The organism is Clostridium sp., assembly GCF_016650035.1.
GTDB lineage: Bacteria > Bacillota > Clostridia > Clostridiales > Clostridiaceae > Clostridium_AD.
Genome location: NZ_JAENWM010000069.1, coordinates 1 through 21,333, shown reverse-complemented (window position 1 = coordinate 21,333; position 21,333 = coordinate 1). Strand labels below are relative to the sequence as shown.

Here is a 21,333-nt window from a genome sequence, read left to right as displayed (position 1 = left end):
TAATATTTGACAGCATCTTCTTTAAATTGTTTATCGTGTTGTTTTCTCATGATTAAGTCCCTCCATCTATTATCTTTATTGTAATACTTATCAGGAACTTTCTCAATTTCTATTGTACTATTTCTATTCTAGCACCAAGGATGTTTCTTACTCCACTCAAACACTGGTATAATTGTCCCATTTTTAACTCTTAAATATCTAGCATAGCAGTTATTACACATGCCCTTGCTACCATACTTTATAGATGTTGTTCCACACTCTATACATTTATCATATTTAAACGACCATTTACCTGCATATTTTTTAGCTAATGCTTCTTTCATTTCCTTATGATGCTCTTTAACATGACATGCCCTACATGAAGTAACTAAGTTGGATTCATCATTATTTTTAAATACTGATCCTCTACCCTGTCTATCATTATGATGTACAACTAAATCTTTTCCATCAAATACAGTTTTGCATGTTATACAAATATACTTATCTCTTTCTAAAACACCCATTCTTTTACTATCGAACTGCATTTTCTCTCTATACTTCTTTCTACTCAAAAGGTTCTTATCATGTTCAGCATAATAATTCTTAGTAGAGTTAGCTTGAAGCTTAGCTGTATTATCTTTATAATATTTTTTACTATATTCCTTTTGATAGCATTTCCTACATATCATACTTTTCTTATAAAGATTTTTGCTACCACCACAAAGTCTACAAGTTAGCATACTTACCACATCCTTTATTTCATTATAATGACATTGTGTAACATACATTCCGAATTAAGTAATGATATAACTGCTTCGCCACCTCTAAAGGCTTATCTTGATCTATAACCATTAATATGTCATTGGAAGTAATAGACTTTAACTCAACATCTCCATACAGGTAGTTGTACCCAGTACTCAGACTCAGTATTAACTTTATATATATATTAGCGGTTCTTTCATTTCATCCTATACTTACTCTTAGTCTTTGTGAAGCTGCTACTTTGATCTATAATTTCATTCATATAGCTTAACTTTTGTGGTTATAATTTTATCAAATCCACACTGTACTATAAAATCATGAATTACAGTAAAATGCTATTGCTTACTCATAATAATATCCAGGCTTGATGCTTAATACTCTTCAAAATCTATTGAGGTCATTACTTCTAATACATCATCCAACAGTCCTTCTATATCATCTTGGTCATACGATAGTTTATATCCACTAAGAAATGATTGAGTACTGCTTAAATGACTAATGCACATAGATTGAAATTCTTTTAGTACTTCATACCTCTCATCATTATCGACATTATAAGCCTTTTTAACTCGTTTACTTTTCGTTATTATCATATCTTTTTAACACTCCTTCTATTTAAATACTTGTTAACCTATTTCTTAATTATTATTTATCCTAGTCTACATACCCTTTTATCCATAATCTTTAAAATATCAGACATGTAATTAGCTATACAACTACTGATGTCGGGTTTAACACCTGTAAATTCAATTGTCACACGATCAATTACTTTTATTGTCTCAATCACATAGCTGCCAATTCTTCTTTTAGTTCATCTACCTCACAGTAATATTTTTCTTTGAAGAATCTTTTGGGTACTTTTCCTGCAATAACGATGTATCCTTTGGACTTTAGTTCATTGTTAAGCTGTCTAATTATCACATATGCTTTTGAAGCACTTATTCCTAAAATAGTTTTAACGTCTGTAACTGTTAAATAACTCATACTTTAATATTCCTCCCTGATGTAACGTTCTAAAGTTACTAGTTTTTCTTTTGTTCACTTGCATATAAATTCTATTTTTACCTTTGAATAATTTCTTCTACTGAAACATCAAGTGCCTTTGCTATTTTTTCAATCGTTTTGGGCATTGGTTCTTGTGTTCCCTTTCTTAATCTTCAATTCTTGCTCACCGCCTTCACTATTAATACTATTTTTATTATTTCATATACATATTATTAGTATTGTTTAATTTGATTATATATGCATATTTTATTTTTGTCTACACTTTTTTGTTATTTTTATTGATTAATACTATTTTTTATGATACATTATTTCAAGAAGGTGGTGAGCGCTTTGATTAAAGAAACAATATCAAATCGTATAAGAGAAAAAAGAAAGAGCAAAAAAATAACTCAAAAGGAATTATCTAAAATGCTAAACAAAGCTGAAAGTACTATACAAAAATATGAAAGTGGAGAGATCGAAGTACCAAATAGTGTATTAGAAGAAATTGCAAAAGCATTAGATACAACTGTACTATATCTCTTAGGATATGAAGAAGCACAAAAGAAATTAGATGAAATAAGATTGTTTAAAGAGCAATTAAACTTGCTTGGTTGCTATTTCAAAGAATTTATTTGTTCTAAAGAATGTATACCTGATACTAATGTAACAGGTTGCACTTTTATAAATGGTGTAGAAATGAACTGTTCAAGTTGTGATATAAAACAATCATGTTATATATTATCATATAACAATAGTACTATTAGGCTCCCTATATCTGCTTTTGATAACTTACGTGAAAATTTCAAATCATATATACAATTTATGTTACTGGAGCTAATAAAGAAAAATCAATAAAAGTCTTCTGCTGCTGACAACAGGAATGAATATTTAATTTCACTATCATGATTCAAACAAGGAGGTGATTATTATTCCTGCATATAAAGATGACAAACACGGTACTTGGTACTTGCAGTTTTATTTCAATACATGGACAGGTGAAAGAAAGAAAAAACTTAAAAGGGGATTTAAAAGAAAAGGTGACGCTTTAGAGTGGGAAAGAGAGTTTCTTAATAAACAACAGGCTAATCCGGATATGGCATTTGCTTCTTTAGTAGAGTTATATTTTGAAGACATGGAAAGCAGACTTCGAAAGTCAACCATAGCTAACAAGAAGTATATTATAGATTTGAAGATACTACCTTACTTTAAGATCATGCCAATTAATGAAATTAAAGCAACCCATATAAGAAAGTGGCAGAATAAATTAATGCAAGACGAAAAAGAGTACTCTCAAACCTATCTCAAAGTAATTAACAATCAGCTTGTAGCCATATTCAATTATGCAGTGAAGTACTATGATCTAAAAGAAAACCCTTGCCATAAGGCTGGAACCATGGGGAAGAAAAATGCAGATGAAATGTTGTTTTGGACAAGAGAAGAATATCAGAAGTTTATTGAGTGCGTATCAGATAAACAGCAATCAATAACAGCCTTTGAAACTCTATATTGGACCGGTATAAGAATTGGGGAGTTAATGGCTCTTACCGTATCAGATGTTGATTTTAATAACAAAACTATCACTATTAATAAATCACTTCAAAGGCTATATGGTGAAGATATTGTAACACCTCCTAAGACACCAAAGAGTAATAGAATCATCCCAATAACAGATTTCTTATGTAAGGACTTAAATGCCTATATTAATACACTCTATGATGTAAAACCTACTGATAGAGTATTCCCCTTTACAAAATATTTCTTACATAGCGAAATGAATAGAGGTTGCAAGAAGTCCAATGTAAAAAGAATAAGGTTACACGATTTGAGACATAGCCACGCTTCCCTGTTGATTGATCTAGGGTTCACCCCACTATTGATAGCTGAAAGATTAGGCCATGAGAAAATAGAAACTACATTAAATACTTACTCACATTTGTATCCTAATAAGCAAAATGAAATGGTAAATACCCTACAAAAACTTAAAGTAGAATCAAATCAGAATCAAGAGACAAAATAAAAGCCCACAACCCTCTATTTTATAAGGGCTGTGGACTTTTCATTATTTATTCCCACTCAATAGTTGAAGGTGGCTTAGATGTTACGTCGTAAACAATTCTGTTTACTCCTTTAACTTCATTAACAATCCTTCTAGACACATTATCTAGCACCTCATAGGGTATTCTAGACCAATCTGATGTCATACCATCTGAACTAGTTACAGCTCTTAGCGCAACTGTATGACAGTATGTACGCTCATCTCCCATAACACCAACAGATTGGATGTTAGGTAAACATGCAAAGTATTGCCATATTTCACTTTCAAGTCCTGCTTTAGCTATTTCATCTCTGAATATTGCATCTGCTTCGCTTGTTATAAATAGTTTTTCAGGTGTTATTTCTCCAAGCACTCTTATAGCAAGGCCTGGTCCTGGGAATGGTTGTCTCCATACTAAGTGATGCGGAATCCCAATTTCTTCTCCCACTGCTCTAACTTCATCTTTAAATAATTCTCTTAAAGGCTCAATTAGTTTAAAGTGCATATCTTTCGGAAGGCCTCCAACATTATGGTGACTTTTTATAGTAGCTGAAGTAGCAGTGCCACTTTCAACTACGTCTGGATATATAGTTCCTTGCACAAGGAAATCTAATTGTCCAAGTTTATTAGATTCTTCTTCAAAAACTCTTATAAATTCTTCTCCAATTATCTTTCTTTTTGTCTCTGGATCACTTATTCCTTTAAGTTTACCTAGGAATCTATCCTGAACATTAACTCTTATTATGTTCATTTTAAATTGACCCTTGAACATTTTTTCAACTTGGTCTCCTTCATCTTTTCTGAGCAAGCCGTGATCTACAAATACGCAAGTTAACTGATCTCCTATTGCTTTATGTACAAGCATTGCAGCTACTGAAGAATCTACACCACCAGATAGTGCACAAAGTACCCTTTTGTCTCCAACTATTTCTTTGATAGCTTTAATTTTTTCGTCTGCAAATGACGACATTGACCAATCGCCCTTTACTTCGCATACATTATATAGGAACTTTCTAAGCATTTCTTCGCCAAAAATAGTATGTTTCACTTCTGGGTGAAATTGAACTCCATAGAGTTTTTTAGAAACATTCGCCATAGCAGCTACTGGACAATCTTTAGTAGTTGCAATTATATCAAACCCTTCTGGCACTTTAGAAATATGGTCTGTATGACTCATCCAACATTGTTTTTCTTCTATTCCTGCAAAAATAACAGCATCTTTGTTTAGATCAACTTCTATTTTTCCATATTCACGAACATTAGGTGTTATAACTTCACCACCAAACATTCGAGCCATTAACTGGGCACCATAACATATTCCTAAAACAGGAACACCAAGTTCAAATATTTCCTTTTCAACTTTTGGAGCACCTTCAGAATAAACACTATTGGGTCCGCCAGTAAATATTAATCCTTTTGGATTCATTTCTTTTATTTTTTGGACAGAAGATGTATATGGCACTATTTCGCAATACACATTATTTTCTCTAACTCTTCTTGCAATAAGTTGGTTATATTGACCACCAAAGTCAACTACTAAAATAAGTTCTCTATTAATCAATGTTATTTTCCTCCTATAAGTAAAGTCCGATCTTTTTCTTTAGCCATTCTTATCTAATACTAGCTACCCACACTATAATTTGGTGCTTCTTTTGTAATTGATACATCATGTGGATGACTTTCTCTGAGTCCTGCTGAACTTTGAACAACAAAAGTTGAAGTTTCAAATAATTGTTCTAAGGTAGCTGAACCTAAATATCCCATTCCTGAACGTATACCGCCAACCATCTGAAATATTGTGTCTATAACTGTTCCTTTAAAAGGCAATCTTCCTTCTACCCCTTCTGGCACTAATTTTTTATTTCCTTCTTGGAAATATCTGTCCTTACTTCCCGAGGCCATAGCACTTAAAGAACCCATACCTCTATATACCTTATAGCTTCTTCCTTGATAGATTTCAAGTTCACCTGGTGCTTCTTCACACCCAGCAAACATAGACCCCATCATGACCACTTTGGCGCCTGCTGCGAGTGCCTTAACTATATCTCCCGAGTATTTTATGCCACCATCTGCAATTACAGGTACTCCATATTTATTTGCTTCTTCCACGCAGTCCATAACTGCTGTAAGTTGTGGAACTCCTACCCCTGCTACAATTCTTGTAGTACAAATTGATCCAGGACCTATACCTACTTTCACACAATCTGCCCCAGCTTCTATTAAATCGCGAGTAGCCCCAGCGGTAGCAATATTTCCTGCTATTATTTGAAGCTCTGGATATGCTGCTCTAATTTTTTTTACTCCGTCTAGTACTCCTAAAGAATGGCCATGAGCTGTATCTATAGTTATTACATCTACATCAGATTTTACCAAGGCTGCTATTCTCTCCATCATGTCTGCAGTTACCCCAACAGCTGCACCACATAATAATCTTCCTCTAGAATCCTTAGCCGCATCAGGAAATTTTATAGTTTTCTCTATATCTTTTATTGTGATAAGTCCTCTTAAGTTATTTTCGCTATCCACTAAAGGTAACTTCTCTATTTTATGTTTTTTAAGAAGCTCTTTTGCTTCTTCCATACTTGTTCCTTCTGGTGCAGTAATTAAATTCTTACTTGTCATTATGTTTTTAATTACTTTGCTATAATCAGTTTCAAAAACTATATCTCTATTAGTAATTATTCCAACTAATTTACCATTTGTTGTAATTGGAACTCCTGATATTCTATATTTACTCATTAATGCTAGCGCTTCTTCTAAAATATTATCTGGGCCTAAGAAAAAAGGGTCAGTAATTACGCCATTTTCTTGTCTCTTAACTCTGTCCACTTCAATAGCTTGGTTTTCTATGCTCATATTCTTATGTATAATTCCTATTCCGCCTTCTCTAGCCATCGCTATAGCCATTCTAGACTCAGTAACAGTGTCCATTCCAGCACTCATTAATGGTATATTAAGTTTTATTTTTTTTGTTAGGTATGTAACCAAACTCACATCTCGAGGTAATACTTCTGACTTATTAGGAACTAGCAACACATCATCAAATGTATATGCCTTTTTTAGAATCTTTGCCATCTAATCAACGCCTTTCACAATTTTATTTTTTATTCATCTTTATAATTAGCATAAAAATATTTATATATGCAACCTTTGTAAATTATAAAAGGGCATACTAATCCTACTTTGGCTAAAGTAAAATTAGCATGCCTAAAATAAGTTCATACTAAGTTTACTCATAGTGGTCAATTTGCGGCTGACCGTAGATACTCCTTGCCATATTCAAGGGATATATGAGTTACGATATTAAATTTAAAGTTATTATAATGATAGTAAATGTTTAAAGATTTGTCAATGAATAATTCTTACTAATTCACCAAAATATTAAAATGCAACTCTAAGAATTAATAATATATAAAAAAATTAACTAGGCAAATGCCTAGCTAATTTTTTCTTATAAATCTTATTTAATTACTTTTAGTACATTCCATCCATTCCCATTCCTGGTGCTCCACCCATTGGTGCTGAAGCTTTTTCTGGAATATCTGCTACTGCAACTTCTGTTGTTAAGAATGTTGCTGCAACTGATGCTGCGTTTTGAAGTGCTGATCTTACAACCTTTGTTGGGTCAACAATTCCAGCTTTTATCATATTTACAAGTTCGCCACGTAAAGCGTCATATCCAATTTCTCCAGCGCTTTCTCTTACTTTTTCTATTATAACTGAAGCTTCTGCGCCAGCATTAGTAGCTATTTGTCTTAATGGTTCTTCTAGTGCTCTTTTGATTATGTTAATACCAACTTGAACATCTGCAATATCTGATGTTAATTTAGCAATTTCTACAATAGCATTAATATAAACTGTTCCACCACCTGCAACAATTCCTTCTTCAACTGCTGCTTTTGTAGCTGCTAGTGCATCTTCTATTCTAAGTTTCTTTTCTTTTAATTCTGTTTCAGTAGCAGCTCCAACTTTTATTACAGCTACTCCACCTGCAAGTTTTGCAAGTCTTTCTTGTAATTTTTCTCTATCAAAGTCTGAAGTAGTTTCTTCAATTTGTTTTTTGATTTGAGAAATTCTATCATGTATTGCTACCTTTTCACCTTTTCCGTTTACTATTGTAGTGTTCTCTTTAGATACTTTAACACTTTCTGCTTTACCAAGCATATCAACAGTAACATCTTTAAGTTCACGTCCTAGTTCCTCGCATATAACTTCTCCACCAGTTAGGTATGCTATATCTTGAAGCATTTCTTTTCTTCTATCACCAAACCCTGGTGCTTTAACAGCTACGCAAGTAAAAGTTCCTCTTAATTTATTAACAACTAATGTACTTAAAGCTTCGCCTTCAATATCTTCAGCAATTATTAATAATTTCTTACCTTGTTGAACAATTTGCTCAAGTATTGGAAGTATATCTTGTATATTAGTAATTTTCTTATCTGTTATTAAAATATATGGTTCATCAAGATTTGCTTCCATTTTTTCTGCATCTGTAACCATATATGCACTTAAATATCCTCTGTCAAACTGCATTCCTTCAACTACATCAAGTTCAGTTGCCATAGATTTTGATTCTTCTACAGTTATAACACCTTCATTACCTACTTTTTCCATAGCATCAGCTATTAGAATTCCAGTTTCTTCATCGCTTGCTGATATAGCAGCAACTCTAGCTATATCTTCCTTACCATTAACTGGTTTAGAAGCTTTTTTAATTTCTTCAACTGCTTTATCTACAGCCATTTTTATACCAGTTCTTATTAGCATTGGATTTGCACCAGCTGTAACATTTTTAAGGCCTTCTCTAATTATAGCTTGAGCAAGCAAAGTAGCTGTAGTTGTTCCATCACCAGCTACATCATTTGTCTTTGTAGCAACTTCTTTAACAAGCTGAGCTCCCATATTTTCATAAGCATCTTCAAGTTCTATTTCTCTTGCTATAGTAACACCATCATTAGTTATAAGTGGTGATCCAAATTTTTTATCTAAAATAACATTTCTTCCTTTGGGTCCTAGTGTGATTTTAACAGTATCTGCAAGCTTATCTACACCTCTTTGCATAGCTCTTCTTGCATCTTCTCCAAATAATATACTTTTAGCCATTTTAAAACCTCCTATACTTTAAAAATTATTTTTCAATTATAGCTAATAATTCCTCTTGTTTTAATATGATATACTCAATACCATCATATTTTATTTCGCTTCCTGAATATTTAGCGAATAGTACTACATCTCCTACTTCAACTTCCATTTTAATTAAATTTCCATCTTCAACTTTTCCTGGTCCTACTGCAACTACCTCAGCCTCTTGTGGCTTTTCTTTTGAAGCTCCTGCTAAAAGTATTCCACTTTTTGTTGTTTCTTCTGCCTCTAACCTTTTAATTAATACTCTATCACTAAGTGGTCTAATGTTCATTTAAACCCCTCCTTATATTATTTTGTTAGCACTCGATACAATCGAGTGCTAATATGTTTTCTAATTACCATCTTAATTTATTGTGAGCATAATATCAAATTCATCTATTCCATATATTATACCATTTATAGCCAAAATCACAAACCATGTTTATTTATCACTGATTTCTATAGTTTTCCTCTTATTTGCTTCATTTTTTATAATTTTGTGATTTATGTCGCTTTTCTGAATTATCAATATATTTAAATTTAATTTTAAAATCATTGAATAAATTTGAATTTATTGATAAAATCACTAAATGGAGGTGATTTTATGAATATCATAAGTAAATGTTTTAATTTTTTATTGAAATCTCTTTTTATTATGTGTTTTACCTTTTCTTTTATAGTCTTAATTGTAAATTTCACTCTACTTTTTAAACCCTTGTATTATGCAGATATTAATATTTTAAATATAGAAGAGTCTTCTAATTTAAGCAAAGCGGAGCTAAAAGTTAATTATGACTATGTAATAACATACTTAACGCAATATGAAGATGAAGAATTTAATCTTCCAACATTACCTTCATCTATTAATGGACAAACTCATTTTAAAGAGGTTAAAGCAATATTCGATACTCTTAAGATAATGCTATTATTCTCAATATTAATAAGTATTATAGGTATAATCATCAATAAGAGAAAGAAAAAATTCAAGTACCTGTTAACTAGTTCTATAATTTTAATAATCATGCCAATATTACTACTTATTCCCTTTATAATTAATTTTGATAAGAGTTTTACCACCTTTCATCATATCTTTTTCAATAATGATTACTGGTTATTTGATGTTGACCTTGACCCAATAATAACAATTCTTCCACAAGATTTTTTCTTCCACTGCGCTATATTAATACTTAGTTTAATTATTATAATCAGTCTAATATTAAGATATATATATAAGTCCCGTGCAAAATATTGACTAGTAATTTTACTAGTCAATATTTTTATTTTTAATCATACTTTTAATTATAGTATTACCTTTAAATATTCCTACTAAAGATAAAATACCAGTGATTACTCCTATAGTTATTAAAGTTGTAAGGTCCCATGCATATATCTTTTGACCAAAAAAGGATGAAATGAAAATTCCAGGAATTCTGCCTAATGTAGAATATATAATAAAATCTTTGAAAGAAATATTTGATACTCCACATATATATGCTAGTGCATCTTTTGGTATTCCAGGAATTAAATAAAAGATAAATACAACACTTTTTTTACTTCCTACATTTAATATCTTTTTAAAAAATTTTACTTTCTTGTTTAATATCAACTTGTCTACAAAGGGTTTCCCATAGCTATTACAAATAGAATAAATAATTAGACTTCCTAAAGTAATACCTACTAAAGAAAATATAGCTCCTAGAAAAGTACCAAAAATATACCCTCCTGCAATTTGTATAAACTCCCCCGGAATAAAGAAAATAACTACTTGTATCACGTGCATAAGAATAAAAACTAAAATACTAAAATTCCCATAAGAAAGAATAACCTCTTTTAAAAGGTTAGGATCTTTTATTATATTTGCATATTTAGAAAAATATTCATACCCAATATATATAAAAAGCAATAGAACTGCCGCTAGTACTATATATTGTTTGCTTTTCGATGCCTTGCTTTTAATAGTATTACATATTTTTTTCATTCTTTTCACCCTTTTGAAGCCTTTGTAATTGGCTCTATTTTAATATTATTTTCCCTTGCATAATAAAATAAATACTGTTGTGCAAAACCTGATGCGCCTTCAAACTTATCTCTAGCGAAAATCCTTATTTTAGGTAGTGACACATCTGGCGCTAAATAAAAAAATTGCATTGCTCTCTTAACCCATACATCCACTGGAAAAGCAGAGTATTTTTGCATAGAAAATAACATAATACAATCCGAAACTTTTGGACCAATACCACTTAGTTTTTGTAACTCTTTATGACAAATCTCATCATCTTGTGCTTTAATAAATTCCAAATTTGCTTCACCAGTATATACACTATGTACTGTGTTTTTTACATACTTAGCTCTAAATCCTAGCCCACAACTCTTAATATCTTCTAAAGACGCTCCTTCTAAATCAGAAAGTCTTGGAAAGGCATAGTAAGTTTCTCCTTTATATTCTATGGGTTTTCCCCATTTATTACTCAGCTTCTCTATGGCTCTTTTTATCATAGGAATTCTATTATTAGACGAAATTATAAATGATATTGTGAGTTCAAAAGGCTCCTGCTGAAGTATTCTAATACCATATCCAAAATCAACAGATTTTTTAAGAAGAGGATCCTTCTCAAATTTCTCCTTCATAACCATATAATTTCTCTGGAGGTCAAAATAATCACACCAAATATTATTAAATTCTTCTTCATTTATATTATATATTTTTACATCAGTACCCTTTTTTTCTACTTCTATCACTTTGCCGTATGCTACTCCTATGTAACTCCCACTAGCCTCTTTATTCCATCTAAAACATTGCCCACACTGAAATATGTGATCTAATTCAAAGTTTTCTACATCTTTTATAATGATGCCTTTATCAAATGATTCAATGTCTTTATAATCCATAATCTTTCCCTTCAAACAATTATTTGTTAATTTTTAATTCTCTAATAACAATTTCATCTAAAATGCTAGCAGCGGTTTCGAGCATTATCCTGCAACCAATATCTTCTTTTTTATAGTTTGCTTTAAGCACAGCACAATTATTCGTATTTAACTTTGCTTCAAATTTTTGAAAAAATTCCTGACATAATTTTTTAACTCTCTCGCCTTCATGTGCCCGCTTACAAGTAAATAAAATACCTATAACTGCAAGAGAACCTGTTATTGCTCCACATACACTTTCCACTGCCATTCCACCACCAAAGGATGACATAGCCTTAAATGTTTCGCTTTTCAAATTCATATTATATTCATCACTAGATGCGTAAATCATCACTTCTGAACAACTTAAATCATATTTAGGGGTATAATATTTATTTATTTTTTCAATTAACATAACTTTGCCTCCTACTGTTTAACTTCATTATACCAAAATTTTTTATGTGTTAACATTTTTTTTATATTTGTAAAGCTTTTTCACAAATTTTATTGCTGTTCACTGATGATACTACAACTTGAGAAAAAATAAAAGAGGACAGCTCTCAATTATTAACCACTAAACTAGCTAATAATTGTTAACCATCCCCGTTTTTAACCATAAATCATGAGTAACACTTAATTTTCTTATTTAAATTATACTACCATTTTCATATTCTTTACACTTGCCATTTTACTTGCTACAAGATTTACTAAATCTACTGTTCTAGCTGAATATCCCCATTCATTGTCATACCATGCTAGTACCTTTACGATATTTTTACCTATAACCATGGTCGAAAGTCCATCAACTATAGATGATCTATCATCGCCCTTATAATCTATAGATACTAATGGTCTTTCTGAGTATCCCAATATACCCTTAAGCTCATGTTGTGATGCATATTTGAATGCATTATTTACTTTTTCTACAGTTACTTCTTTTGACACCTCACATACTAGCTCTGTTATAGACACTGCAGCTGTAGGCACCCTTAAAGCTGAACCATTAATTTTTCCTTCAAGATTTGGAATTACCTTTGAAAGTGCTTTTGCAGCTCCAGTGCTTGTAGGAATTATTGATTCCCCAGCCGCTCTAGCTCTTCTTAAATCTTTATGAGTTTTGTCTAATATTTTTTGATCATTGGTATAGGAGTGTATTGTTGTCATACATCCTTTAACTATACCGAATTGCTCCTCTAATACTTTAGTAAAAGGTGCAAGACAATTGGTAGTACAAGACGCATTGGAAATAATATGATGCTTTTGAGGATTATATTTTCCATCATTAACTCCCATAACTATTGTTATATCCTCATCCTCTGCTGGTGCAGTAATTATCACCTTTTTAGCTCCCGCTATAATATGTTGCATAGCCTGTTCCCTCTTTTTATATATACCTGTTGATTCTATAACAACATCTATACCTAGTTCCTTCCAAGGCAAATCCTTAGGTTCTTTTTCATTAAACACTTTAATTTCTTTACCATTTATTATTAATGAGTTGCCTTGTGTTTCTACTTCACCTTTAAATGTCCCATAACAAGAATCATAGGTAAAAAGGTGTGCCAGAGTTTTTACATCTGCTCTTGCATTTATAGCTACTATTTCTGCTCCCTCATATAAATTATCTTGTGCAATTCTTAATGCAACTCTTCCTATTCTTCCAAACCCATTTATGGCAATTTTTATACACATATTTACTCCTCCAATATACAACTTATTTTGTTTATTGTGTTATACTATTTTTATTTATAATTTAAATTTTACACATATTTTTAATATATTCATATTATTTTTTTGTTCATATTTAACCCTTTACATCATAATACGTTATATAACTATTATGTGCTACACTATTTATATCATTGTGCTACACTTTTGTCAATAGTTAATAAGTTCATAATTTTCTAAATATGTAATTTTATATCCATTATACTGCTTAATGCTTACAATTCCTTCGCCTCTTAAAATACAAATTTTTACACAAAAAAAGCAACTCCATAAACTTTCGTTTATGGAGTTGCTTAAGTTGTTCTCTATTAGTTTGTTAACATTTCATCTATAGCTTTGGCAGCTTTTTTGCCTGCTTCCATAGCTAGTATAACCGTAGCTGCTCCTGAAACCGCATCTCCACCGGCATATACATTAACTTTAGACGTTAAACCAGTCTCATCATCTGCAACTATACATTTCCATTTATTAGTTACGAGTCCCTCAGTCGTTGATGCAATTAATGGATTTGGTGATGTACCTAGAGACATTACAACTGTGTCTACATCCATTATAAATTCTGAACCTTTAATTTCTATTGGTCTTCTTCTGCCTGAAGCATCAGGTTCGCCAAGCTCCATTTTTATACACCTCATACCTATAACATTTCCTGTAGCGTCTCCCAGGATCTCAATTGGATTCACAAGTAAATCCATTATAACTCCTTCTTCTTTTGCGTGGTGAACTTCTTCAGCTCTAGCTGGAAGTTCTGATTCAGATCTTCTGTATACTATGTGGCCCTCTGAGCCTAATCTCACTGCTGTTCTTACAGCATCCATAGCAACATTACCTCCACCTACAACTGCAACCTTTGTTCCTACTCTTATAGGTGTTTTATACCCCTCTTTATATGCTTTCATTAAGTTATTTCTAGTTAAGAGCTCATTAGCCGAGAATACTCCATTTAAATTTTCTCCAGGTATCCCCATAAATATTGGAAGTCCTGCACCTGAACCAATAAATACAGCATTAAAGCCTTCATCTTCCATTAGCTCATTTATTGTTATAGTTCTTCCCACTATAACATTTGTTTCTATTTTAACGCCTAATTTTATAACATTTGAAACTTCATATTTAACAACTGTTTCTTTTGGTAGTCTAAATGCAGGAATACCATATACCAAAACTCCACCAGCTTCATGAAGTGCTTCAAAAATAGTTACATCATATCCAGCCTTGGCTAAATCTCCTGCGCAAGTAAGTCCAGCAGGTCCACTTCCTATTACAGCTACCTTTTTACCATTTTTAGGCTTTGTTTCTGAGATATCAACATTATGTTCCCTAGAATAATCTCCTACAAATCTTTCAAGTTTACCTATGGCAACCGATTCTCCCTTTATTCCTAATATACATTTGCTTTCACATTGAGTTTCTTGTGGACAGACTCGTCCACAAACAGCTGGTAATGCACTATATTTTGCTATTACTTTAACTGCCTCCTCAAATTCTCTATTCTTAACATGCTGAATGAACCCAGGAATATCTATTGCTACAGGACATTTAGTTACGCACTTAGGATTCTTACAGTTTAAACATCTTGTAGCTTCTTCAACTGCTTCATCTTCTGTATATCCTAGGCAAACTTCTTCAAAATTAGTTGCTCTTATTTTAGGATCTTGTTCTGATATTTTCGTTTGCTTCATTTTACTCATTATTTAGTACCTCCTAAGCCACATCCTGGTTTTATTCCTTCATTTTCAGAGACTTCTTCTTTTTTATATATTTTTTGTCTTCTCATTGCTTCCTCAAAATTAACCTTGTGCCCATCAAATTCTGGTCCATCAACACAGGCAAATTTAGTTTCACCATCTACAGTAATCCTACAAGCTCCACACATTCCTGTTCCATCTACCATAACAGGGTTCATGCTTACTATAGTTGTTATTCCAAGCTCTTCAGTTAATTTACAGACGAATTTCATCATTATCATTGGTCCAATAGCAATAACTAAATCGTATTTTTTACCTTCAATTTGAACTAATTCTTTTAATTTATTTGTAACAAGTCCTTTATATCCATAAGAACCATCATCAGTACATGGATAAACGTTGCCTGCTACATTCTTCATTTCATCTTCTAAAATTATGTACTCTTTAGCCTTTGCGCCTATTATTACATCTGCCTTAATCCCTTGCTCACTTAACCATTTAACTTGAGGATAAACGGGAGCTGTTCCAAGACCACCAGCTATAAAAATAATTTTCTTATTCTTTAGCTCTTCAATGCTTTCACTCATTAATTCTGATGCTTGCCCCAGTGGTCCTACAAAATCTAAAAACGAGTCGCCAACTTCGTAGTTCTCCATCTCTTTAGTTGAACAACCTATTGTTTGGACTACTATGGTAACCGTTCCTCTTTTGACATCATAATCACAGATTGTTAAAGGTATTCTTTCACCTTTTTCATCCATTTTTACAATTACAAATTGACCTGGTTTCGCTGATTTAGCTACTCTTGGCGCCTCGATATCCATTAGAAATATTTGAGGTGCTAATGCTTTTTTCTCCGTTATTTTATACATTTTTTCCCCTCCATGTTCATATAATTTTTTTCTTTTTATATTAAGTATATTAAAAACACAATTGTTGTAATATTTTTATTAGTATATCGATAGCAGGCCATCTTTGACTTGTTATTTTTTCTAAATACCTAATTAAATAGACAGGCATCAAAAAGCATATAACTAATAATGCTATTAACTACCTGTCATCTTAAAATTTCTTCAAATTCTTAATATATTTGAGTTTCTTATCGATGCCCATACTATATGGATATCTCCAACAATTATCATACACCAATTTAAATTATATTTACATTTTAAATCTTTCTAAAGCTATAGTCAAGATAAACTCTATCAATTAATTATTACCTATGGTTAAAAATTAACTTTTTCCCCTGTAAATGTACAATTAAACACTTTTTTCATTTCAGCAACACTTATTGACCTTGGGTTAGATCCTGTACATGCATCCACTATAGCATTTTCAGCCATAAACTCCACATTTGCCTCGAAATCTTCTTTAGTTATTCCATATTCAGCTAAGGTAGATGGTATATCCATAACTTTATTTAAATCCCTTATCATATTAGTTAATGAATCTATTAATTCATCTTGAGAATTTCCAGTTAATTTTAAACATCTTGCAATTTCAGCATATCTATTTCCACAAATCTTTTTATTAAAATCTATAACGTATGGAAGAAATATTGCATTTGCGCATCCATGAGGAATATGTAATACAGCGCCTATTTTATGTGCCATGCTATGAGCAATACCCAGTAATGCATTTGAGAATGCCATTCCTGCAAGACATTGTGCAATGTGCATTTCATCTCTTGCCTGCTCATTTCCTTCAAAGGACATTAATAAATTTTCTTTAACCATTGTTATAGCTTGCATAGCTAAGGGATCTGAAAAACTTGACCTTTGTCCAGCCACATAAGCTTCAATTGCATGAGTTAATGCATCCATACCTGTGTGCGCTACCAATTTTGGAGGCATTGTTTGAGCTAGTGCAGGATCAACTATTGCTATATCTGGCGTTAAGTTAAAATCCGCTAATGGATATTTTATTTTTGCTTTATAGTCTGTTATTACTGAAAATGCAGTAACCTCAGTTGCTGTTCCACTAGTTGATGGTATAGCTATAAACTTAGCTTTTTTTCTTAGTTCAGGAATACCAAATGGTATAACCGCTTGTTCAAAAGTAAATTCTGGATATTCATAGAAAATCCACATTGCTTTTGCTGCATCTATTGGTGAACCTCCACCTATGGATACAATCCAGTCGGGCTGGAATTCTCTCATTACTTTTGCACCATTCATAACTGTTTCTACTGATGGGTCTGGTTCTACTCCAGTAATATGCTTAACCTCAATTCCAGCTTCTTTTAAATAAGCTTCAACCTTATCTAAAAATCCAAATTTTTTCATAGAACTTCCACCAGTAACTATTATTGCTTTTTTACCCTTTATTGTTTTTAATACATCTAATGAATTTTCTCCAAAATAAATATCTCTTGGCAACGTAAATCTGTTCATTATATTCCCCTCCATATTTTCACTTAGTATTATGTATTCTTACATTTATATTCATAGCAATCTTGATGCCAACTTTGTTATTTCTCCGACTACTTCGTTAATGATATATCATTAACGAAGTAGATTCAGCATTCAAATAATAAAACTTAACATATCGAGATAAACATTTTATACTATTAAAAATTTAGTGTCATATAAACTAACAATTAACTCAATTAAATTGTTAGTTTATATGACATTGTTAGTTTTACTAACACTTTATTCATTTCCAACTTTCCATGATTTTAATGTTAGGCACGTAAAAATAAATAACAAATCAATTCTATATATGAATATTATACTTCTTAATTTTCACATACAATGTGTTTCTACTTATGCCTAGCACCTTCGCTATCTTAGTTATATTTCCATCAAATTTTTTAATGGAAGCAATTATTGCCTTGTTTTCTAATTCCTCCAAAGAGCAGATGTACTGTTCACCAGATATTTTATTAACATACTTTGTAATACAGCGCAGTTCATCTTGTTTCTTTTCAATATCGAAGGTAGTATTTCCATCTAAATTAACAATATTTTCAATTTCTCTGATATTTCCCGGCCAGTTATAGGTTAAGATATTATTATATATTTCATCAGATATACTAGGAATTGGCTTTCTAAGTTTTTCTGCCTTTACACTTAAAAAGTGTTCGAATAAAAGCATTATATCGTCTTCCCTATCTCTTAGTGGTGGCAACCAAATTGGAATAACACTAAGCCTATAATATAAATCCCGTCTAAAGGTACCTTTTTCTATCTCTTTTACAAGCTCCTTACTGGTGGCTGCTATTATTCTGACGTCTATAGGAATATATCTGTTACCTCCTATTCTAGTGACACTCCCCTCTTGCAGCACTCTAAGTAAATTCACTTGCATATCAAGAGGCATTTCTCCAATCTCATCTAAAAATAAGGTTCCACCATTTGCCAGTTCAAATTTGCCAGGCATTCCACCTCTTTTAGCTCCAGTAAAAGCACCATCTTCATATCCAAACAATTCACTTTCTATTAAATTTTTAGGAATAGCCCCACAATTAATTGCCACAAAGCTATTGTTTTTTCTGTCACCAGCGTTGTGGATAGACTGTGCCAATACTTCTTTGCCAGTTCCACTTTCGCCTTCAATTAATATAGTTGAGGGACTAGAAGCTATATTTCTGGCATTATATATAACATTCTTTATTGAAGAACTTTTTCCTATAATGTCCTCAAATACATATCTTGCTCCCCCACCTGTATATTTACTAACTAAATTCAAAACCCTTTGAATCTCTTTAATTGTTAACACCATACCTAAAAATTCATTTTTTTCACCCTTAATAGCATAAGCGCTTAAGGCATATCTTTCTCGTACTCCTTGCCTAATTAACACTATTTCTTCATCATGATAGTCCTTTTGCTCTTTAACTTGATTAAATATGTATTGCCAATTACCTAATACCTTTTCTATAGAGTTATTCATTATCTCTTCTCTAACTATTTTTAACATAGTACATGAGGCCATATTAATATTTCCAACCATTCCATTAATATCTATAGCTATAATCCCGTAATCGATGGAATTCATAACTGTATTCATATATGAATATGATTTAATAAGCTCATTTCGAACCTTTTCACTATTCATCTGACTTTCTATAGATTTTACAGCAGCCACCACAAGACCTAAAGTATGAGGATGTACTAGCTTACTATTTCCAGTTAAATTTAGTGTTCCAATTATGTTGGCATTTTCATCATGGATAATAGCTGCGGAACAAGTCCATTTGTGGTATGCCGTAACAAAATGTTCTGTAGCCGATAGCTGAATAGGCACATCTTCGCTTATAGCTATTCCCATAGCGTTGGTGCCTATACTTTTCTCATCCATATAAGCCCCAATTACCATGTCCATATCTCTTGCGGCATTTAATGTACCTTTATCACCAACGATATTAAGAATACAACCATCTTTGTCTGTTAATAGAATAAAAAATCCTGACCCTTCTAAAAAGTCGTAAATAATCTTCATAAAAGCAGCTGCTGTTCTAATTAACTCTTTATTGTTTTTTATGTTATCAGCTACTTGCTGCCCTTTTAATATTTTATTTGATATTACTTGTTCAATTTTAATACCATATTTTTGCGAACGTTCATGGGATTTTTTAATAATCTCTTCTCTGTTTCTTTTGTTATAGGTCATTAGTTTCAACTCCTAGTTTATATAAAATAAAAGAGTTAATCTTACAATATCTGTTGCTATATATTCTAACACTAATACATTTCTTTTTCTATTAAAAAAAGCATTCTAACCCTTTGTAAGTTATAAAGCTTTATAAATTCATTGTTTATGTTTGAATACTATCTTAGACTTATTTAATTATTACTAATTCATAAAATACAATATTGTTTCTAGTATTAAGCCAAATACTTTAAATATTAGAATAACACTGGTAAGTACTTTTTTAGATGTATTATTTATAGAATTAAAAATTAGAGAGTATCATAACTCTCTCTAAGTTATAATACTCTCTAATTTCATTATTCAAAATAAGATTCTATCTTGTATAAACAAAGAATCCTTTTTTAGTTTTTCTTCCTAAGAATCCACCTCTAACATATTTTCTTAAAAGACTATGAGCTCTGTACTTAGAATCTCCAGTTTCTGTATATAAAACATCCATTATAGCAAGACATACGTCTAGTCCTATAAGGTCACCTAGTGCTAGTGGTCCCATTGGGTGGTTAGCTCCAAGCATCATTGCTTTATCTATATCTTCTGCAGATGCAATACCTTCAGCAAGTATTCCTACTGCTTCATTTACCATTGGTATTAATATTCTATTTACAACAAATCCTGGTGCTTCTTCAACTTCTACAGGGTCTTTTCCAATAGATATTGCTACTTCTTTAACTGCATCAAAAGTTTCAGTTGATGTAGCCATTCCTTTAATAATTTCTACAAGTTTCATCATTGGAGCCGGATTAAAGAAATGCATCCCTATAACTTTATCAGGTCTGTTTGTAGCCGCCGCTACTTCTGTTATAGAAAGTGAAGATGTATTTGATGATAAGATAGTTTCTGGTTTACAAATTGTATCTAGTTCTGCAAAAATTTCTTTCTTTATTTTCATAATTTCTACAGCTGCTTCCACTACTAAATCACAGTCTGCTGCTAATTTCATATCAGTTGTTCCTGTAACTCTTGAAAGTATTTCTTCCATTTGAACTTCAGTCATTTTTTCTTTTTTTACTAATCTTTCCAAATTCTTCTTAACTGTAGCAAGTCCTCTATCCACAAATTCATCTTTAATATCTCTCATTATTACTTCGTATCCTTTAGCTGCAAATGTTTGTGCAATACCCGCTCCCATAGTTCCAGCACCAAGTACAAAAATCTTTTCCATAATAACACACTCCTCAAGTTTTATTTTATTGTAAATTTAATATAGTAAAATAACTTACCCTATTAATAAATTCTAGCACTAGGGTAAGTTTAATTCAAATAAAAACTTTTTTATAAACAAATTATTTGTCTTCATTTAATGCATTAACTTGAGCAATTATTTCTGGAAGAACTTTTGCATAATCTTCCGCTATTGCAATATCTGCAGCTTTCATGATAGGTGATGTTTCATCTTTATTTATAGCTATTATATAATCAGAATCTTGCATACCAGCTAAATGTTGAATAGCTCCTGAAATACCACAT

The 21,333-nt window shown here is 31.7% G+C and carries 20 protein-coding genes, 2 pseudogenes and 1 riboswitch; of the genes and pseudogenes, 3 read left to right on the top strand and 19 right to left on the bottom strand.

The features are described from left to right. Positions 1-128: 128 nt before the first annotated feature. The 5 genes and pseudogenes from JJD95_RS14840 to JJD95_RS20115 form a co-directional block, all read right to left on the bottom strand. Positions 129-767, bottom strand: a complete 639-nt coding sequence (locus JJD95_RS14840) for an HNH endonuclease (RefSeq protein WP_291643802.1) — start codon at positions 765-767, stop codon at positions 129-131. Positions 768-1,112: 345 nt separating this feature from the next. Next, positions 1,113-1,334: a hypothetical protein gene (locus JJD95_RS14835; protein WP_291643801.1), complete on the bottom strand. Its 222-nt coding sequence runs from the start codon at positions 1,332-1,334 to the stop codon at positions 1,113-1,115. A gap of 56 nt (positions 1,335-1,390) precedes the next feature. After that, positions 1,391-1,528, bottom strand: a complete 138-nt coding sequence (locus JJD95_RS14830) for a hypothetical protein (RefSeq protein ID WP_291643800.1) — start codon at positions 1,526-1,528, stop codon at positions 1,391-1,393. Beyond that, positions 1,525-1,725 (bottom strand): transcriptional regulator, encoded by a 201-nt coding sequence (locus JJD95_RS14825; RefSeq protein ID WP_291643799.1) that lies wholly within the window; start codon positions 1,723-1,725, stop codon positions 1,525-1,527. Before JJD95_RS14825 ends, JJD95_RS14830 begins: the two co-directional genes overlap by 4 nt. A 77-nt stretch (positions 1,726-1,802) precedes the next feature. Further along, positions 1,803-1,880 (bottom strand): annotated as a pseudogene (locus JJD95_RS20115) (hypothetical protein); the annotation flags it as partial. A gap of 196 nt (positions 1,881-2,076) precedes the next feature. On the opposite strand from JJD95_RS20115, the gene JJD95_RS14820 reads away from it, so the two are divergent. Together JJD95_RS14820 and JJD95_RS14815 are read left to right on the top strand one after the other, a co-directional pair. Beyond that, the gene (locus JJD95_RS14820) at positions 2,077-2,583 is read left to right on the top strand and encodes a helix-turn-helix transcriptional regulator (protein WP_291643798.1); all 507 of its coding nucleotides are present in this window, start codon (positions 2,077-2,079) and stop codon (positions 2,581-2,583) included. 73 nt (positions 2,584-2,656) lie between these two features. Continuing rightward, positions 2,657-3,745: a site-specific integrase gene (locus JJD95_RS14815; protein WP_291643804.1), complete on the top strand. Its 1,089-nt coding sequence runs from the start codon at positions 2,657-2,659 to the stop codon at positions 3,743-3,745. A gap of 46 nt (positions 3,746-3,791) precedes the next feature. Here the strand turns inward: JJD95_RS14815 and guaA are convergent, their stop codons facing one another. The 4 genes from guaA to groES all read right to left on the bottom strand — a co-directional run bounded on the left by guaA (position 3,792) and on the right by groES (position 9,179). Continuing rightward, entirely contained in the window at positions 3,792-5,321 is a 1,530-nt protein-coding gene (gene guaA / locus JJD95_RS14810; RefSeq protein WP_291643803.1) for a glutamine-hydrolyzing GMP synthase, read from the bottom strand. Between the two features lie 62 nt (positions 5,322-5,383). Continuing rightward, the gene (gene guaB / locus JJD95_RS14805) at positions 5,384-6,838 is read right to left on the bottom strand and encodes an IMP dehydrogenase (protein ID WP_291643797.1); all 1,455 of its coding nucleotides are present in this window, start codon (positions 6,836-6,838) and stop codon (positions 5,384-5,386) included. A 141-nt stretch (positions 6,839-6,979) separates the two neighbouring features. Continuing rightward, positions 6,980-7,077, bottom strand: a riboswitch (purine riboswitch). 160 nt (positions 7,078-7,237) lie between these two features. Then, entirely contained in the window at positions 7,238-8,866 is a 1,629-nt protein-coding gene (gene groL, locus JJD95_RS14800; protein WP_291643796.1) for a chaperonin GroEL, read from the bottom strand. 25 nt (positions 8,867-8,891) lie between these two features. Beyond that, positions 8,892-9,179, bottom strand: a complete 288-nt coding sequence (gene groES / locus JJD95_RS14795) for a co-chaperone GroES (RefSeq protein ID WP_291643795.1) — start codon at positions 9,177-9,179, stop codon at positions 8,892-8,894. A 312-nt stretch (positions 9,180-9,491) separates the two neighbouring features. Between groES and JJD95_RS14790 the strand changes: the two genes are divergently transcribed. Further along, on the top strand, positions 9,492-10,139 hold the full coding sequence (locus JJD95_RS14790) for a TIGR01906 family membrane protein (protein ID WP_291643794.1): 648 nt from the start codon (positions 9,492-9,494) through the stop codon (positions 10,137-10,139). A 12-nt stretch (positions 10,140-10,151) separates the two neighbouring features. On the opposite strand, the gene JJD95_RS14785 is transcribed toward JJD95_RS14790, so the two are convergent. The 10 genes and pseudogenes from JJD95_RS14785 to JJD95_RS14740 form a co-directional block, all read right to left on the bottom strand. Further along, a complete protein-coding gene (locus tag JJD95_RS14785; protein WP_291643793.1) occupies positions 10,152-10,865 on the bottom strand; it encodes a TVP38/TMEM64 family protein in 714 nt (237 codons plus the stop codon). Between the two features lie 5 nt (positions 10,866-10,870). After that, positions 10,871-11,776, bottom strand: a complete 906-nt coding sequence (locus JJD95_RS14780; RefSeq protein ID WP_291643792.1) for a DNA glycosylase — start codon at positions 11,774-11,776, stop codon at positions 10,871-10,873. A 19-nt stretch (positions 11,777-11,795) separates the two neighbouring features. Further along, the gene (locus JJD95_RS14775; protein ID WP_291643791.1) at positions 11,796-12,209 is read right to left on the bottom strand and encodes a C-GCAxxG-C-C family (seleno)protein; all 414 of its coding nucleotides are present in this window, start codon (positions 12,207-12,209) and stop codon (positions 11,796-11,798) included. 236 nt (positions 12,210-12,445) lie between these two features. Beyond that, entirely contained in the window at positions 12,446-13,486 is a 1,041-nt protein-coding gene (gap, locus tag JJD95_RS14770; RefSeq protein ID WP_291643790.1) for a type I glyceraldehyde-3-phosphate dehydrogenase, read from the bottom strand. 344 nt (positions 13,487-13,830) lie between these two features. Continuing rightward, entirely contained in the window at positions 13,831-15,213 is a 1,383-nt protein-coding gene (gltA, locus tag JJD95_RS14765) for an NADPH-dependent glutamate synthase (protein ID WP_291643789.1), read from the bottom strand. Beyond that, a complete protein-coding gene (locus JJD95_RS14760; RefSeq protein ID WP_291643788.1) occupies positions 15,213-16,082 on the bottom strand; it encodes a sulfide/dihydroorotate dehydrogenase-like FAD/NAD-binding protein in 870 nt (289 codons plus the stop codon). Before JJD95_RS14760 ends, gltA begins: the two co-directional genes overlap by 1 nt. Before the next feature lie 354 nt (positions 16,083-16,436). Next, positions 16,437-17,603, bottom strand: coding sequence for an iron-containing alcohol dehydrogenase (locus JJD95_RS14755; RefSeq protein ID WP_291643787.1), 1,167 nt, complete (start codon positions 17,601-17,603; stop codon positions 16,437-16,439). A gap of 322 nt (positions 17,604-17,925) precedes the next feature. Further along, positions 17,926-19,824 carry a sigma 54-interacting transcriptional regulator gene (locus JJD95_RS14750; RefSeq protein WP_291643786.1) on the bottom strand — a complete coding sequence of 633 codons (1,899 nt, stop codon included), beginning with the start codon at positions 19,822-19,824 and terminating at the stop codon, positions 17,926-17,928. 355 nt (positions 19,825-20,179) lie between these two features. Continuing rightward, positions 20,180-21,028 carry a 3-hydroxybutyryl-CoA dehydrogenase gene (locus JJD95_RS14745; RefSeq protein WP_291643785.1) on the bottom strand — a complete coding sequence of 283 codons (849 nt, stop codon included), beginning with the start codon at positions 21,026-21,028 and terminating at the stop codon, positions 20,180-20,182. Between the two features lie 121 nt (positions 21,029-21,149). Next, a pseudogene (locus JJD95_RS14740) lies at positions 21,150-21,333 on the bottom strand (electron transfer flavoprotein subunit alpha); the annotation flags it as partial.